This is a genomic window from Vibrio tubiashii ATCC 19109 (genome assembly GCF_000772105.1).
Lineage (GTDB): Bacteria > Pseudomonadota > Gammaproteobacteria > Enterobacterales > Vibrionaceae > Vibrio > Vibrio tubiashii.
The window spans coordinates 2,448,269-2,464,127 of the sequence record NZ_CP009354.1 but is presented as its reverse complement, the minus strand read 5'-3'; the positions used below and the strand labels follow the sequence as shown (position 1 = coordinate 2,464,127).

Sequence of the window (15,859 nt, the reverse complement as noted above, 5' to 3'; positions counted from 1 at the left end):
TAGTGAGCTTCGGTATAAATCATTATTATCTTAAGAGGATTCAACATGCGCATCATTCTTCTAGGTGCTCCAGGTGCAGGTAAAGGCACACAAGCTAATTTCATCATGGAAAAATACGGTGTTCCGCAAATCTCTACTGGTGACATGCTACGTGCTGCTATCAAAGCAGGTACAGAGCTTGGTAAACAAGCTAAAGCTGTTATTGACGCTGGTCAGCTAGTTTCTGATGAAATCATCCTTGGTCTAATCAAAGAGCGCATCGCTCAAGATGACTGCGAAAAAGGTTTCCTACTAGATGGTTTCCCTCGCACTATTCCTCAGGCAGATGGCCTGAAAGAAATGGGTGTTGACGTAGACTACGTAATCGAATTTGATGTTGCTGACGACGTAATCGTTGAGCGCATGGCTGGTCGTCGTGCTCACCTACCTTCTGGTCGTACTTACCACGTTGTTTACAACCCGCCTAAAGTTGAAGGCAAAGACGACGTAACTGGTGAAGATCTAGTTGTTCGTGATGACGACAAAGAAGAGACAGTACGCGCTCGTCTAGGTGTATACCATGAGCAAACTGCACCGCTTATCTCTTACTACGGTAAAGAAGCAGAAGCAGGTAATACCAAGTACCTTAAGTTTGACGGTACTAAGCAAGTTGCTGAAGTTAGTGCAGATATCGAGAAAGCACTAGCATAAATAGCTAACTGCGAATTTTGAAAATTTGCTATAGTGAAGCGATCCTTTTTAGGGTCGCTTTTTTTTATGCTCTTAGTTTGATCCATTTCTGAGATAGGTACGTAGAGAGCCTTTTTAGTGTCGATAGGAAGCTATGCAAAATAACAAAAAACAAGGTGTACTCCTGGTTAACTTAGGTACGCCCGATGAGGCCACCGCACCTGCGGTTAAGCGCTTTTTAAGTCAGTTTCTGCATGACAAGCGTGTCGTCGATATGACGCGTTGGTTATGGTGTCCAATCTTGCATGGTGTGATTTTGCCAATTCGCGCACCAAAAGTAGCGAAGCTGTATCAAACCGTATGGATGGAAGAGGGCTCTCCACTTCTGGTTTACTCTAAGAAGCAAGCTGAAAAACTTCGCCAACAGGTTAGTATGCCTGTTGAGTTAGGGATGACTTATGGTAACCCTAGCCTAAAAGTTGGCGTAGAGGCATTACTGGCTCAAGGGGTAGAAGAGATTATCGTCTTGCCTTTATACCCTCAGTATTCCGGAACAACGTCGGCTGCGGTATCTGATGGATTGACTAAAGCATTCAAGCAGATTCCTGTAATGCCTAGTTTTCAGTTTATTCGTGATTACCACGAGCGCCCTTTGTATATCAAAGCACTGGCTGAGAGTGTTAAGCGTTCTTGGCAAGAGAACGGTCAAGGTGATTACCTGCTTTGCTCATACCATGGTATTCCTAAACGCTTTGCCGACAATGGCGATATTTATCCGCAACATTGTGAGCGAACGACTGCGCTTCTTGGCGAGGAACTCGGTTTGTCACCCGATAAAATTGGTATGACATATCAATCGCGTTTTGGTCGCGAGGAATGGTTGCAGCCTTATACAGACAAAACATTAGAAACCTTACCAGCCAAAGGGATCAAAAAACTCGACATTATGGCGCCGGCTTTCTCAGCAGACTGCTTAGAAACATTAGAAGAGATTTCAGAGCAGTGTTGTGAGCTGTTTATGGAGCATGGTGGGGAGAAGTTCACTTACGTCCCATGTCTTAATGACGATGAGCTGCATATTCAAATGATGGTGGACTTGATATCGAGCCGTTAAAGGCATGACTGGTCATCTCGAAAGGTCGCAAAAGCGGCCTTTTTTATTGCTCGCCCCTGCCTCTGTAACGTCAAACACACATAGAGCCCCGTTAAAACTCTCTGATTAAGTTATTCGTCTGATCGATATTTTGGTGATCAGGATCGGATTATTATTATCGAAAATTAATAAAAAGCTAAAAGCTGTGTGATCTCGATACTGTTAATCTGGTTAATAGGGAATCTCTAGGTGATAGGGATCACCAATTTCTATTTTATTAATTTTTTTGTTTTTGTAAGAGTATGAAAGTTAAGAATTAAATTACTTTTCTCTTTTTTACGTTGAAGTGCGTCGCACAAAAAATGGATTAATTTTTTATCGTGAATTAAATCCGACATTATGACTGCCAAGCCAGGGAGGCAAACCTATTTAGCGGTTAACGGTGAAGAACTACCAAGATACAGCCGCAACACATTTTAGTAATTAAAGGCAGACTATAATGAAAAAACTACTAACTCTTAGCGCAATCACGCTTGCTTTCGCATCAACTGCATATGCGGGTTCTTCTTACGTAACAGGTAACGTTCAGTTCCACAGTGAAAACAAAAACCCTAACGCGACTTCTACACTAGAAGCGGGCCACACATTTGATACTGGTACAACACTACTAACAGAGTTTGATGGTATTTCTCTAGGTAGCTACGAAGACAACTACCAAGGCGATAAGGCGACTCCATACATTACACTAGGTATCGAGCAAAGCTACTCAATTAATGACAACCTATGGGTTGCTGCGGGTTACCACCACCTGCTAAATGATGGTAAAACTGTTCAACATCGCCCTCTAGTTAAAATTGGTTACAACTTCGACAACGGTATTGCGATCAGCAACCGTACGCGTTACCACGACATGAAAGAAGGTGACAATGACCAACTGCGTTTTGACAACCGTATCGGTTACGCAATTGCGGATATGCCTCTAGCTCTTGCGTACAACAACGTATACGTACGTAACGACAAATCTGAAAACACAATGGACCACGAGTTCCGTGCAACTTGGACCCGCGAAGGCGTTCAACCATACTTCGAGCTACGTAGCCAAGGCCACGGTGCGAAAAATCTAGACGGTTCTGATAAGAAAGAGAACACTGCATTCGTATTCGGTGCTTCTTACGGTTTCTAAGCCAACCTAAAATTACTGTCCTAACACTAAGGCCCAGTTGTTACTGGGCCTTTTTCGTATCATGCTGTTTTGATTGGTGCGCAGAAGCGTTCTACACCTTGCCAAAGTATACTATCCGGCATTTGCATGTATTCTATGTTTGATAGGGCGTCTTTCCATAAACCTAAGCAGGCGGCTTGCTTATTGTCACTCGTATAGTGCGCTAAGACTTGCTTAGCCGAAATGCTACTGGTGAGCGCTGCTGTCGCTTTTAGGTAGTTACTTAAATATTGCTCTATATTGCGTTTTTTACGGCTAATATTGGCTTGCAGCATTAAAATAAGCGCGTTATTGGGAATTTCTGCCACATACTCCCGCTGTAGCATCTGTAAGCTTTTCTCTATCTCACCAGATCGATAGGTAAGTAGTGCTAGCAACATATGCAGCTCAGGAGAAGGTGTTGGCGTACTTTGTTTAACCTTGTCAATCCAATGGCGAAGCACATCAGAGGGTTGGTCGCTAAATAGTAGCTCTCGGGTATAGAAGCTAATCTCTGCGCCACTCATATTTTGCTCAATTAACTTATCGAACTCAGCTTCAGATAGTTGAGTTAGACTGGTTTTAAGTTCCTGATCGATGCGCAAAATAGGCGTTGGTAGCTTAAAGTATTCGGTCAAATCAGAGTTTAATTCGTTAACTGTTGCAACCAACTCACTGTCTTCAAGCGAATATAAGTTACGCCACGCAACACGAGCGGACGCCGAATGGTAAAGGATGACCTCTAGTGTATCTGTTGCCTCTTTGTCCTTTATCAGGTTAAACGTCAACTTATAATCCGAATCATTGATTGCATCTGAACCCGGGAAGTGATGGTGCTCGCTTAAGCTCATCAAGTAGTAACTCGGTGAGCGCATATTGGCCAAGTGGATATAAGGAGAATGGCTGTAAGCATGGAGTAACAATACTTTGAGCTTTAAAGCATCTTCCTGCATTGATTGTCGTGACGAAGAGATTTGATCGAGTAGCAAACGAACCTGAGGTACGTACAAAGCCTGATCTTTGGATTCGACCTTTACGTCAAAGAATGTATTGACCAAAGTTACTGCCGCTAAAAGAGCTGTAATAACAAAAGCAGAGCTCCAAAAAGCAAACTTTGATGGTTTTAGCTTTAGTTTATGATTTACAGAGGTCTGTTTGTCAGAATCTAGGTTTACGCGAGATGAACTGACCAGTTTCACATGACTATTGGGAATGTAATAGCCTCTTTTAGGATAGGTCACGATCAATTTGGTCGAATCAATTTCCGGGACATGTTCTCTTAGCAGGTTGCGCAGCAAACTGATGCGGTTTGTGACCACATTTTTTGAGATGTACTGGTTCTCCCAAACTTGCTCAATAAATTGCTCGATGGAGGTTGGCTCACCGACATTAGACAGCAATACTTCTAACAAGGCGACATTACGCGGCTCTAGCGCGATTTCATTGCTGCCATTGGTTAGCGTTTTATGTTCAGGATCATAGAGTAAGTGAGCAATAGCGATGAGTTGGCCGCTTTGCTTGGCTTGAGTGAGTAAATTCATACGAGTCACAGGGGAGCGAAAAGACGCCGCGCATTCTACAAAAATATTCTTTCGACTTATAGATCCCTTCATAAGTTAGCTTACTTGTATCATTTTTGAGAAACTCGGTGTGCAAGGGGAGTACACACCGAGTCAACTTCAATAATTAGAACTTGTAAGTAGCGTTGATGTAGCCTTGGTTTGAAGACTTAAACTTACCAAGCACTTCGTCATCTACTTTATGCTCGTTGCCGGTAAAGTAGTTGAATCGGTAGCCTGCTTCCATACCAAAATGGTCTGTAAACATGTAACCCAAACCTGTATTTAGACCATACGTTAAGCCTGAGTTTTTGCTCGTAGTTGAAGCGCTCAAGCCCATAGCTGGTGTCACTTTAGTTTCTAGCTCACTGTTGTAGTAACCTAATGAACCGCCAGCTAGGACATAGAAACTTTTGTCAATGTGATATACGTAGTCAGAGCCCGCACCAAATTGGTATCCATCTAACTGAAACTTAACTTGAGCATTTTCTTCAGTATCGATGATGCTTAGTTCTGACTCACCATTGTATTGCAAGTAACCATAAACACGTACATTCTCAGTTAGGTAAGAGCCGCCTTTAATTGCAAAAGAGCCTGCGTTATCAAGTTTATCAACGACAGTTTTGCTTTCGGCATCCGCTGCTGAGGTGCTGTATTTACCGCCAGCAAGTTCAACCGCAATGTAAGGTGAGTTAGCGAAAGTTGGTAGTGAAACCACAGCAGCCGTTGCTGCAATCAGTAGATGTTTACGCATAGTACTTCTCAGTTTTGTTAGGTAACGAGTACTCATTTGCTGCGTTTCTATTAAATAGGCGTAATGCAGCTAGAGTTGATTGAACGCCATTTGCTCGGCGTCGTTAAGTTGGTGAGAAAGTTATCTGAGAGAGAGAAATAATGCGAAAAACAAAAGTAAACGTAGTTACACTTGATGTTAATTTAGATCTATATCTATGATTTAGATGGATCTTTATTGCACTTTAATCCGCCAGAGTGGATTAAAGTGCAATACAAGTAGAATCAACAGAATCCGTTATTTGTTACCTTCGTAGTGTCGGTAAGTGAATACCTGCCCCTTCTCATTAAACGCATAGACGGAATACTCATCTTTGTCATTGCCATATTCCATACCTGGTGAACCCATCGGCATGCCTGGAACCGCGAGCCCTTTTGCATTACGTGGTGGGTTTTCTAAGAAGGCCTTAATGTCTTCGGCAGGGATATGCCCTTCAAACACATAACCATTGATCTCAGCAGTATGGCAAGAGGCAAGCTCTGGTGTAATCCCGAGTTTCTGTTTAATTGGGTTCATGTTTTCATGCAGTTTTTCATCGACATTAAACCCAGCATCTTGCATGTGTTTGGTCCACTCCGTACAGCAACCACAGTAAGGTGATTTATGGTTGATGACATCAGCAGCTAACGCTTGACCAGACAAAAGTGCAAGGGTAGCCAAAGTTAGAGCTTTTCTATTCATAGTGACCTCTCGGAAGTGTTAAATAGTCTTAGGCGGTTAGCGTTACTCACCACCGTTATTGATGATAGGGCCATTGCTGCACCTGCGATAACAGGGCTGAGCAAAAAGCCAAAAGCTGGATAAAGTACCCCAGCAGCAATTGGGATACCTAGTGAATTGTAGATGAATGCGCCAAACAGGTTCTGTTTCATGTTACGCAGTGTTGCTTTTGACAACTCAATAGCCTTGATAACAGAAACTGGCGATGAGTTGAGCAAGGTAATTTGCGCGCTTTCAATTGCGACGTCGCTGCCGCTGCCCATTGCTATACCGATATCAGCTAAAGCGAGAGCGGGTGCATCGTTGACACCATCACCAATCATGGCAACCTTACGGCCTTCACTTTTAAGCTGTTCAATATGGCTCGCTTTCTGATCTGGTAATACTTGGGCGATGACGCGTTCAATACCTAATTGAGTCGCGATGGCTTGTGCGACGGACTGGTTATCTCCCGTGAGCATAACAGGTGTAATACCCATTGCTTTTAACATGGATACCGCTTGCTTTGCGTCTTCTTTAATCGGATCGGCAATAGCGATCGTGCCGACGACTTCAGCGTTCACTGCGATAACAACTGGAGTCCAAGCATTGTTTAGGTAATGACGAATTTCTGCCTCTATTGAGGACATTTCCCACGACTGCGCCTGAGCATAGTTGAGTGAGACAATCGCAACTTCTTCCTGTTGATACTGGGCAAAAACACCTTGCCCACGGCGATTCTCAAAGTTCGCTACATCAACGAGAGTGAGTTGATTCTCGTTAGCTTGATTAACAATGGCTTTCGCCAGAGGATGCTCTGAGTGTTTTTCAACCGAAGCGGCCAAGGCAAGTAGGCGGTCAAGGTCATTGGAGACTGAATGAACGGCTTGAACTTGTGGCTTCCCTTTGGTCAAGGTTCCGGTCTTATCAAATACAACCGTATCTATTTTGCTTGCGGACTGAAGGACATCAGCATCTTTGATTAAAATACCCATCTCAGCAGCTTTACCTATTCCAACTGTAACTGACAATGGTGTTGCTAGCCCTAGCGCACAAGGGCAGGCGATGATCAGCACAGTGGTAGTCACTACTAACATATAACTGGCTTTTGGCTCTGGACCAAACATAAACCACACAAGTGCAGAGACAATAGCAATGGCAACCACAACCGGTACGAATATCGATGAAATTTGATCGGCGAGCTTGGCAATAGCCGGTTTACTGCTCTGAGCTTCTCGAACCATAGTGATGATTCGCGACAGCATGGTATCGCTACCGATGCCTGAAGCGGTTATCACTAAGCTGCCATCTTGATTGATGGTACCTGCTGACACTGTCTCACCTAATGCTTTGTATACTGGAACCGGCTCACCAGTGAGCATAGATTCATCCAGATAAGACTCGCCACTCTCGACCACACCATCTACGGGCACCTTCTCACCGGGTTTGACTCTTAATCTCATGCCTAAGGTGACTTGCTCAAGCGGAATCTCACGTTCACCATCCTCAGTGACTAGAGTGGCGTTCTGCGGTTGAAGGTTCACTAAGGCTTGAAGTGAGCGGGTCGTTTTGGCTTTGGCTTTGGCTTCTATATAGTGACCGAGTGAGATTAATCCGACGATCATCGCACTCGCTTCAAAGTAAACGTGCCTTGAAGCAAGTGGAAACCATTCGGGGATAGTGACTACTAACATGGAAAACAGCCAAGCTGCACCTGTACCAAGCGCGACTAAGGTATCCATCGTCGCTCGTTTGTGAGTAAGCGCTTGCCATGCATTAGTAAAGAAGCTTCGCCCTGCTGATGCTAATAGCCAAAAGCAGACGACACCAATGACTCCCCAAACCAGTTGATCTTGGCTGTTACGAATCATCATGTTGCCACCAAACACTCCCCAGAGCATCAGTGGTGCACCGACAACAATACCGGCTAACGCACTTTTTCTATGTTGTGCTTGCGCTTGCTCTTGTTGTTCAATCTGTTTTTGTTGCTGCGTTGCTGGGTCATCAATGATTTGTGCCTGAAAACCTGCTTCTTTGACTGTGGTAACAAGCTCGGCTTCAATCTGCTCTTTTGGTTCTGTACTAAAAACTGACGCGCTTTGCTCTGCTAAATTGACCTGAGCTTTTTGAACGCCTTTAACAGAAATCAGAGCCTTCTCCACGGACGATACGCAACTCGCACAGGTCATGCCGGAGATAATTAAATGAAAAGAGTGAGCCGATACTTCTTCTATCGGGCTGACAGGTTGAACTACCTCAGTGTTAGCAGGCTCAATTTCATCAAGTTCGATTGTCTCTTGGTTAGCTTGATAGCCAAGTGATGCAACTAACTGTGTAACTTCTTCAGCTGTTCGTAGGGTAGTAATGGCTAATTCTGTTTTCGAAACTGCAAATGTGCCATTGAGCGGATCTTGTGCCAATGCTTGCTCAAGCTTGGCCACGCATTTACCACAATTTAGTCCAGTTAAGAAAAAATGATGCTGATTGCCCGCTGAATAGCCAAGTTTCTCAACCACTTTTGCGATCGATGAAAATGAGCTGTCAGTTTCCAACGAGATAAAGGTTGGGGACAGTTGGTGAATCTGTACTTGGTGTTCTGCGGTAAGGGCTCGCTCTACATTACGTGCGCATCCCATGCAGTTTAATCCTGCCAATGGAATATCAAACTTAGACATATCAACACCTCGAAAAATGGAACTGTTGCTTAGCCTAAACCTTACCTCAAGGGTAAGGTCAAGCCTTTAAACCAAAACGTCAAAATTAGAATTATTTGAAACTTGTTAGCTCAGATGATTGCGAGAGATTTCAAACTTTTACTGGGAAACTTGTTAATACCTATAAAGGAATAAAAATTTACGGTGATCTGCGCCGAAAATTTCCCTGAGTTAACTGGGTAATTTGATTGTAACTGAGTGTTTTGACGTTTTTGTTTATTGATTTGTGATTTTAACCTGTTGTTTTTATTTGTTTTATCTTGTTTGTGTTTTTTTTGATTTGAACGTAGTCAGATTATTTTTCGCCTCATTTCTTGCAGCAAAAAAAGTTTGTCACCATGCCCCTGTCCATAAATAGTCCCCCTCGAACACCAATTGATAAGTGTGAGAGGGGTACTAAGAAAAACGACCAAAATGAATAATTACTAGGGGTTAATACTATGTCTATGTTCAAAAAGACACTTCTTGGCGCAGCGGTTTCGACCGTTGTATTAGGTTTCTCTGGCATGGCCGCCGCAGATACGAACCTGAATCCCGCAGAAGCTAAATATGAGCAAGGTATCTATGGTTTGATTGCTATGCAGGTAGCAAACCGTGATTACGACAACTCACCACAGAACGATGGTGTTCAGTTCAACAACGAGTCTCGCCTTGGTTGGCGTGGTACAGCGAAGTTCGATAGCTGGGATAACTGGACATTCTTGTGGCAAATCGAGTCAGGCTACGTTGATGAGTCATTTGCAGGTGAAGATGGTGGTAATGGCTATCTAGGTCGTCGTGATACCTTCGTCGGTTTTGAACATGACACGATTGGTAAAGTTCGCCTAGGCCGCGTACTAACGCCAATTTACGAATTGATTGACTGGCCTGCAACCAACCCTGGCATGGGTAACGTTTGGGACTGGGGTGGCAACATTGGCGGTAACAACTTTAACGACCGTCAATCCGATACCATTCGCTGGGATACGAATGAGTTGTGGAAAGGCTTCACCATGGATATCGCAGCGGGTGCAGGTCAAGACCGAGCGGGTGGTACAAGTAGCACAAAAGCGGGTAGCAACTACTGGCATGGTATGGCCGCGCACCAGCAGTTCAACGGTGACTGGGGTTGGGTTCAGCTCGATTTAGCATATGAAATGAACTACGACACAATGGAAGGCGATAATGCTAAATATTGGGACAACCAAACCTACCTATTGGGCTCTCAAGGTGGTTTCACTAACGGCTTAGGCTATTTCGCTTACTACCGTATTGCTGAAGCACAAGATACTAAAGGCAGCGATGAGACAGAGCACTCTTACTCTGTGGGTCTAACCTACAACTTTGGTGAAGGTAACAAGTGGCAAGCGAAGATCGCTCGCGCTGAAAACCTTGGCCTAGAAGTTGATGGCAAAGATATTGAAGGCACTAAAGATAAAGTGACTTCCATGCAGTTAATGTACTCGGTTGATACTAACGCGGTTGTGTACGCTCGTTACGCAATGAATGACCTAGAAAACACTGGAACTACTGGTGAAGGTTACCAAGGTCGTTGGAAGTCAGACAGCTTTGATGAAGCGTCTGTCGGTATCGAATACTGGTTCTAATTATTAATTAAAATTATATGGGCGGCTTTATGCCGCCCTTCGTTGTTTACTATTCGCTTTGACGTCGAGGAATCTATGAAAAAACTAACAAGCGCACTTTTATTCGCTGCGATGGCTCTGCCAGTGGGAGCGACCGAGCTTACCATTATTAACGAGATTGAGCCGTTAGTGCTAAATGGAAAAGAGCTGACTCGTAATGATTATAAAAGCGCCCAAGTGATTAATTTGAAAGAGGGTGAAAACCAGCTCTTATTCGCCCTTGACCAACTGGTTGTTGAAGATGGCCGTCGCAATAAATTGGTGTTTCCGTCAGTCGTAATTAAATTTGATGCAGCGTCTGCTCCGGCCACGCTTAGCTATCCGGTTTTCCGTCATGTTGATCAAGCGAAATCGTTCCGCAAAGCATTGGACTTCTCACTACTCGATGCTCAGGGTAAGGCTGTGGATTACCAGGTTGATCTGTTACACATCAAAGGCTTTTCCCAGTTCAATGATTATGAAGCGGCAGTGGCTGAGTATAACCAAGTTGGGGGCATTGCCTCTATCTCCCACACAGATGCTGTGACATCTCAAGTAGATAGCAATGAAAGTGCTCAAGCAGATATGAAGGCAGCTATTGCGACTTCAAGCGGCTCAATTAAAAGCGACTTTTTGTCTATGACGCCGACTCAGCGCCAAGAGTTTATCTCTTGGGCAGTCAAACACATCAATGAATAAATAAAACATGGTGTAGATGGATTGTAGATTTGCATATCGGTGCTAAAATAACGCGCAATTTTGGCACCATCCTCATTTGAATAGAGTGGTGCGGTCATTTAGACAATCAAGGTATTTTACATGACGGTTAAAACTCGTTTTGCTCCTAGCCCAACAGGCTACCTACACGTTGGTGGTGCTCGTACTGCACTTTACTCTTGGCTTTACGCTAAAAACCAAGGTGGTGAATTTGTTCTACGTATCGAAGATACAGACCTAGAACGTAACTCTCAGGAAGCGGTAGATGCGATCCTAGAAGGTATGCAGTGGATGGGTTTAGAGTGGAATGAAGGTCCTTACTTCCAATCTAAGCGTTTTGACCGTTACAACGAAATGGTTGATAAGCTGCTAGCTGAAGACAAAGCATACAAATGTTACGCATCTAAAGAACTATTAGATGAGATCCGTGCTGAGCAAGAAGCGGCGAAAGAGATGCCACGCTACGATGCAAACCATCCAAAAATCGTAGCTGCAAACACAGAAGCGAAAGAGGGTGATGCATTTGTTATCCGTTTCCGTAACCCTAAAGAAGGCAGCGTGGTATTTGATGACCAAATTCGTGGGCGCATTGAAATTGCTAACAGTCAGTTAGATGATTTGATTATTCGTCGTACAGACGGAGCTCCGACATACAACTTTGTTGTAGTGGTGGATGACTGGGATATGGGCATTACTCATGTTGTTCGCGGTGAAGACCACATCAACAACACGCCTCGTCAAATCAACATTTATGAAGCACTAGGTGCACCTGTACCAACATTTGCACACTGTGCGATGATTCTTGGTGATGATGGTGCCAAGCTGTCTAAGCGCCATGGTGCGGTCTCTGTGATGCAATACCGCGATGAAGGTTACCTACCGAATGCACTGAATAACTACCTAGTACGTCTAGGTTGGTCTCACGGTGACCAAGAGATCTTCTCAGAGCAAGAGATGATCGATCTATTTAGCTTGAACGCGATTTCGAAGTCAGCATCTGCCTTCAATACGGAAAAGCTACTTTGGTTGAACAACAATTACATCAAAACTTCAGCTCCTGAGTATGTAGCTGAGCATCTGCAATGGCACCTAGATAACCAAAACCTAAACGTTGAAAACGGCCCAGCAATTACGGAAGTGATCACCTTAGTAGGTGAGCGCTGTAATACACTTGTGGAGCTAGCTGAGCAAATCCGTTACTTCTACGAAGACTTTTCTGAGTTCGAAGCGGGTGCAGCGAAGAAGCACCTTCGCGGTGTAGCGAAAGAGCCACTAGCATTGGCACTCGCTAAAGTGGAAGCACTAGAAGAGTGGACAACGGACAACATCAAACAAGGCGTGATCGCTGCGGTTTGTGAAGAACTAGAGATCGGCATGGGCAAAATCGGTATGCCACTGCGTGTTGCGGTAACTGGCGGTGGTCAATCTCCATCAGTTGACGCAGTAATGGAACTCGTAGGCAAAGAGCGCGTTATTGCTCGCATCAAGATGGCACTAGAGTTTATTGCTGAGCGCGAAGCTAACGCATAACAAGTTCGCCTGAATCAAAACCGAAACCGCAGCAAATCGCTGCGGTTTTTTATTGCCTAAACATATTGCCTCAGCTTTCTAGTTAGCCGCATGTTTCCAGTTGATTTTCCTGAAAACCTATAAATCCATGAATTAAAATAAAAATTGGAAAAGAAAATTGTTATTGATTAAATATATGTGTATTTTTTGCTCCTTAATTACCGATTAAGTTATTGTTTTATTGGAATGTCAGCCAAGTAATGGCCACATTCAATAATTAAGGATTAGAGAATGAATAAAAAAGTGGTGGTTGCGTCTAGTCTTATCTTGCTTGTTTCAGCTTCCGCTAACGCTCAAATCTATCTTGGAGCGAAGGCAGGTGCAAGTTGGGTAGATGATCTATGTACTTCTGGAAGTCAGTGTGATGAAAATTCTTGGGCACTTGGTTCGTTTTTAGGTTATGAATTTAACGATCATTTTGCCTTAGAGGCAGGCTTAGATACGTTGGGTAAAACAACAGGTGCTGGATATACCGACGCTGGCCTAATTTCTTATTCTCTAGCGCCGCGTTTCAATATTCCGCTAACCAATAGTCTTGATGTGTTTGCAAAAGCTGGTGGTGCTTATGTGGAGTATGGAAATAAAAGTGACTCCACGTTGATGGGTTCTTTAGGTCTTAGCTACAACGTTCTACCAAACATCGATATTCAACTAGAATATCAACGTCTGGCGGATATAGATATCGAGTCTCATGGAATTTCAGGTAACGCGGTTACATTAGGCTTTACCACTAAATTTGGCAGCTCGGCAAATACGGTCAATGAGCCTGTTGTTCAAGAAGAGATGCAACTACAAAACGTTGCTGTTGAAGAAGTCATTGTTAAACCAGTGATGAAAACATACGAAACTCAGGTCGTGTACTCGGTCCAGTTTAAGTTTGATAGTGCAGAGTTGACGGATAGCAGCAAGGTTGCTCTACAAGAAGTGTCCGAGTTTATGCTTCAATATCCAGAATCGAGCGTTGATGTTATAGGGCATACAGATATCAGCGGACCAGCAAGTTATAACTTGACGCTGTCTGAACAAAGAGCGCAATCTGTCGCTGACGTGATTAATAGCTTTGGAGTGAACAACTCTCGCATTAACGTTAAAGGCGAAGGGGTAAGTAATCCGGTTGCCTCAAATGAAACCCGAGAAGGTCGAATTCAAAACAGACGTGCAGAGGTAGTTATCAACGAATTCGAGTATCAAGTGAACTAGCAGTTTCTCTTCCTCATGCAAAGCCTCAACCATTGGTTGGGGCTTTGTCTTATTTGTAAGACAGGTAAGCCCATTATAATGGCGCTTTCTATCTGGCTTGCGAAATATTTCGTTTGGCATATGCAATAGTAGTGCTATCTTCTAGTTCTAAGACTAAACTAGAGCTGTTGGTCTAAAGTAGTTTGACTAGCATAAACATAATGAAAAATGGGGAAGGACTCATGAAAAAGTTAGCAGTGGTAATTTCAAGTACGCTTGCACTGGCATCAATGAATGCAAACGCAGATTTCTATTTAGGTGGTAAAGTCGGTAAGTCATGGTTGGATGACGCTTGTACTTCAATTACGGCCAATTGTGATGATGATTCAATGGCGGTAGGTGTTTTAGCGGGTTACCAATTTATGGATTATTTGTCGCTGGAAGCGGGCTATGACTATCTGGGCGAGTTTACAGCAGATGGCTTAGCCGATGACAAAGTAAAAGCCTTCACTATTGCTCCAAAGCTAAACCTGTCTTTGACTGAAGATATTTCTCTTTACGGTAAGTTTGGTGGCGCACGAGTTGACTACGGCAACAAGAATGACAACTCATTTCTTGGTGCGGTTGGTTTTGAGGTAGATTCGCACAAAAATGTGTCAATTCGTCTTGAGTATCAGCGCCTGACTGACGTAAACAACGACTATGTACGTGCGGCAGTGAACTCAGCTACGTTAGGATTCGTCTATAAGTTTGGGGCAAGTGAGCAGCTAGCATCTGAGCCTTATGTGGCAGAAGAGAAAGTGGTAGAAGAAGTTGTCGTTGAAGAGGCTGTGGTTGTCACACCAGTGCTGAAGACTTTTGAAACTAAGGTTGTTGATTCTGGTGCTTTTGCTTTAAATAGCGCCGAACTAAAGCCTGAAAGCTTGCCAATGCTAGAGGAACTGGTTCAGTTTATGAAGCAGTACCCTCAGTCAAATGTAGAAATCACCGGTTACACAGACTCAAGTGGTGCGGCTGCATACAACCAGAAACTGTCTGAAAAGCGTGCTAAATCGATTGAGAGTGCATTGCTAGATGCAGGTGTTGATAGCTCACGTATCACGGCGAAAGGTGAAGGTGAGAATAATCCAGTCGCTTCAAATGACACCGCTGAAGGTCGAGCTCAAAACCGACGTGTTGAAATCATTGTCCCTGCGTTTGAATACGAAGTAGAGTAATCTCAATAAAATCCAAAAAGCCTTGGCGTTGTACCAAGGCTTTTTGATTGAACTTAGTTGGATATCACTTCAAATCGATACTATTTAATCGCCCCATAAACTCTAGAATTTCTAGATTCTCCTTGTTCGCTGCCAATAAGGCTTTTTTCGTTTTCGAGTAGGCGGCTAATCGACCATGTTTTTTGATTGAACAAACCACGCTCTTATAGATCAGCTTGCCGTTCTCATCATAATTACGCCAAGCAGCGATATAGCATTCGTCTTTCGCCGTTGGGTTCTCTTTCGTTGGTCTAGGTTTAAAGATGATCTTAGGCTCTAGCGAATGCGGCAAGCGAGTCATTAAATAAGGGTCTTTGAGTAACTTACGCCAAAACTTGCCCCACATTTCTGAACCAAGTTCGTTGCGAAGTTTGATCGCTTTCTTCAAGCCCTTTTTTTCACCAATACGTACGTATCCCACTGAGCGATGAAGAACTTTGTCATCAGGAGTGTGGATATGAATCTTAAATGCTGTCTTGGCTTTTGAAATAAAGCGGTGACCAGTGTTAGTGGTCAAGTTACTTTTGGTCATTCATTTTTTATAAATAGTTTTATTAATAGCTATTTTAGTTGAATGTCCACAAATGTAGAAGGTTTGATTTTTAATAGCCGCTTTTTTGTATCATCTTAGCTACGAACTTGCTCGCAAAATTGTCGTTGCTGCGCCTGACAAAAAGCAAAAGGGGCTAAATAGTGATTATTTAGCCCCTTATAAGTTCTGGCGCTCCCGACAGGATTCGAACCTGTGACCTATCCCTTAGGAGGGGACCGCGCTATCCAGCTGTGCCACGGGAGCTTTAATCTTA

13 protein-coding genes and 1 tRNA gene are annotated in these 15,859 nt (G+C 43.7%); 8 read left to right on the top strand and 6 right to left on the bottom strand.

Annotation, left to right across the window (positions count from 1 at the left end; genetic code table 11):
* The first annotated feature begins 45 nt into the window (after positions 1 to 45).
* The 3 genes from adk to IX91_RS11205 all read left to right on the top strand — a co-directional run bounded on the left by adk (position 46) and on the right by IX91_RS11205 (position 2,945).
* The gene (gene adk, locus IX91_RS11215) at positions 46 to 690 is read left to right on the top strand and encodes an adenylate kinase (RefSeq protein ID WP_004748977.1); all 645 of its coding nucleotides are present in this window, start codon (positions 46 to 48) and stop codon (positions 688 to 690) included.
* A 133-nt stretch (positions 691 to 823) separates the two neighbouring features.
* Positions 824 to 1,783, top strand: coding sequence for a ferrochelatase (gene hemH, locus IX91_RS11210; RefSeq protein WP_004748976.1), 960 nt, complete (start codon positions 824 to 826; stop codon positions 1,781 to 1,783).
* Between the two features lie 478 nt (positions 1,784 to 2,261).
* The gene (locus tag IX91_RS11205) at positions 2,262 to 2,945 is read left to right on the top strand and encodes an oligogalacturonate-specific porin KdgM family protein (RefSeq protein WP_004746805.1); all 684 of its coding nucleotides are present in this window, start codon (positions 2,262 to 2,264) and stop codon (positions 2,943 to 2,945) included.
* Between the two features lie 59 nt (positions 2,946 to 3,004).
* Here the strand turns inward: IX91_RS11205 and IX91_RS11200 are convergent, their stop codons facing one another.
* The 4 genes from IX91_RS11200 to IX91_RS11185 all read right to left on the bottom strand — a co-directional run bounded on the left by IX91_RS11200 (position 3,005) and on the right by IX91_RS11185 (position 8,689).
* Positions 3,005 to 4,504 (bottom strand): winged helix-turn-helix domain-containing protein, encoded by a 1,500-nt coding sequence (locus tag IX91_RS11200; RefSeq protein WP_236642808.1) that lies wholly within the window; start codon positions 4,502 to 4,504, stop codon positions 3,005 to 3,007.
* Positions 4,505 to 4,649: 145 nt separating this feature from the next.
* Positions 4,650 to 5,276 (bottom strand): outer membrane beta-barrel protein, encoded by a 627-nt coding sequence (locus IX91_RS11195; protein WP_004749083.1) that lies wholly within the window; start codon positions 5,274 to 5,276, stop codon positions 4,650 to 4,652.
* Positions 5,277 to 5,552: 276 nt separating this feature from the next.
* Positions 5,553 to 5,996, bottom strand: coding sequence for a DUF411 domain-containing protein (locus IX91_RS11190; RefSeq protein WP_004746799.1), 444 nt, complete (start codon positions 5,994 to 5,996; stop codon positions 5,553 to 5,555).
* A complete protein-coding gene (locus IX91_RS11185; RefSeq protein ID WP_038197128.1) occupies positions 5,993 to 8,689 on the bottom strand; it encodes a heavy metal translocating P-type ATPase in 2,697 nt (898 codons plus the stop codon). The genes IX91_RS11190 and IX91_RS11185 overlap by 4 nt, the downstream gene beginning before the upstream one ends.
* A gap of 479 nt (positions 8,690 to 9,168) precedes the next feature.
* Here IX91_RS11185 and IX91_RS11180 point away from each other — a divergent pair, with 479 nt between their 5' ends.
* The 5 genes from IX91_RS11180 (at position 9,169) to IX91_RS11160 (ending at position 15,014) form a co-directional block, all read left to right on the top strand.
* Positions 9,169 to 10,314, top strand: a complete 1,146-nt coding sequence (locus IX91_RS11180) for a porin (RefSeq protein ID WP_004746795.1) — start codon at positions 9,169 to 9,171, stop codon at positions 10,312 to 10,314.
* A gap of 75 nt (positions 10,315 to 10,389) precedes the next feature.
* The gene (locus tag IX91_RS11175) at positions 10,390 to 11,031 is read left to right on the top strand and encodes a YccT family protein (protein ID WP_004746792.1); all 642 of its coding nucleotides are present in this window, start codon (positions 10,390 to 10,392) and stop codon (positions 11,029 to 11,031) included.
* A 120-nt stretch (positions 11,032 to 11,151) separates the two neighbouring features.
* On the top strand, positions 11,152 to 12,579 hold the full coding sequence (gene gltX, locus IX91_RS11170; RefSeq protein ID WP_004746791.1) for a glutamate--tRNA ligase: 1,428 nt from the start codon (positions 11,152 to 11,154) through the stop codon (positions 12,577 to 12,579).
* Between the two features lie 270 nt (positions 12,580 to 12,849).
* Complete coding sequence (locus IX91_RS11165) at positions 12,850 to 13,818, top strand: OmpA family protein (RefSeq protein WP_004746790.1); 969 nt, start codon at positions 12,850 to 12,852, stop codon at positions 13,816 to 13,818.
* A 221-nt stretch (positions 13,819 to 14,039) separates the two neighbouring features.
* Positions 14,040 to 15,014: an OmpA family protein gene (locus IX91_RS11160; protein WP_004746787.1), complete on the top strand. Its 975-nt coding sequence runs from the start codon at positions 14,040 to 14,042 to the stop codon at positions 15,012 to 15,014.
* Positions 15,015 to 15,078: 64 nt separating this feature from the next.
* On the opposite strand, the gene IX91_RS11155 is transcribed toward IX91_RS11160, so the two are convergent.
* Positions 15,079 to 15,585 carry a hypothetical protein gene (locus IX91_RS11155; RefSeq protein ID WP_004746786.1) on the bottom strand — a complete coding sequence of 169 codons (507 nt, stop codon included), beginning with the start codon at positions 15,583 to 15,585 and terminating at the stop codon, positions 15,079 to 15,081.
* Positions 15,586 to 15,772: 187 nt separating this feature from the next.
* Positions 15,773 to 15,849: transfer RNA gene (locus tag IX91_RS11150), tRNA-Arg, on the bottom strand.
* Positions 15,850 to 15,859 lie beyond the last annotated feature (10 nt).

Bases quoted from the DNA above. Each gene is read 5' to 3' on its own strand.
- IX91_RS11185 (WP_038197128.1), bottom strand. From the start codon at position 8,689: ATGTCTAAGTTTGATATTCCATTGGCAGGATTAAACTGCATGGGATGC.
- adk (WP_004748977.1), top strand. From the start codon at position 46: ATGCGCATCATTCTTCTAGGTGCTCCAGGTGCAGGTAAAGGCACACAA.
- hemH (WP_004748976.1), top strand. From the start codon at position 824: ATGCAAAATAACAAAAAACAAGGTGTACTCCTGGTTAACTTAGGTACG.
- IX91_RS11200 (WP_236642808.1), bottom strand. From the start codon at position 4,504: ATGAATTTACTCACTCAAGCCAAGCAAAGCGGCCAACTCATCGCTATT.
- IX91_RS11160 (WP_004746787.1), top strand. From the start codon at position 14,040: ATGAAAAAGTTAGCAGTGGTAATTTCAAGTACGCTTGCACTGGCATCA.
- IX91_RS11205 (WP_004746805.1), top strand. From the start codon at position 2,262: ATGAAAAAACTACTAACTCTTAGCGCAATCACGCTTGCTTTCGCATCA.
- gltX (WP_004746791.1), top strand. From the start codon at position 11,152: ATGACGGTTAAAACTCGTTTTGCTCCTAGCCCAACAGGCTACCTACAC.
- IX91_RS11180 (WP_004746795.1), top strand. From the start codon at position 9,169: ATGTCTATGTTCAAAAAGACACTTCTTGGCGCAGCGGTTTCGACCGTT.
- IX91_RS11155 (WP_004746786.1), bottom strand. From the start codon at position 15,585: ATGACCAAAAGTAACTTGACCACTAACACTGGTCACCGCTTTATTTCA.
- IX91_RS11195 (WP_004749083.1), bottom strand. From the start codon at position 5,276: ATGCGTAAACATCTACTGATTGCAGCAACGGCTGCTGTGGTTTCACTA.
- IX91_RS11190 (WP_004746799.1), bottom strand. From the start codon at position 5,996: ATGAATAGAAAAGCTCTAACTTTGGCTACCCTTGCACTTTTGTCTGGT.
- IX91_RS11175 (WP_004746792.1), top strand. From the start codon at position 10,390: ATGAAAAAACTAACAAGCGCACTTTTATTCGCTGCGATGGCTCTGCCA.
- IX91_RS11165 (WP_004746790.1), top strand. From the start codon at position 12,850: ATGAATAAAAAAGTGGTGGTTGCGTCTAGTCTTATCTTGCTTGTTTCA.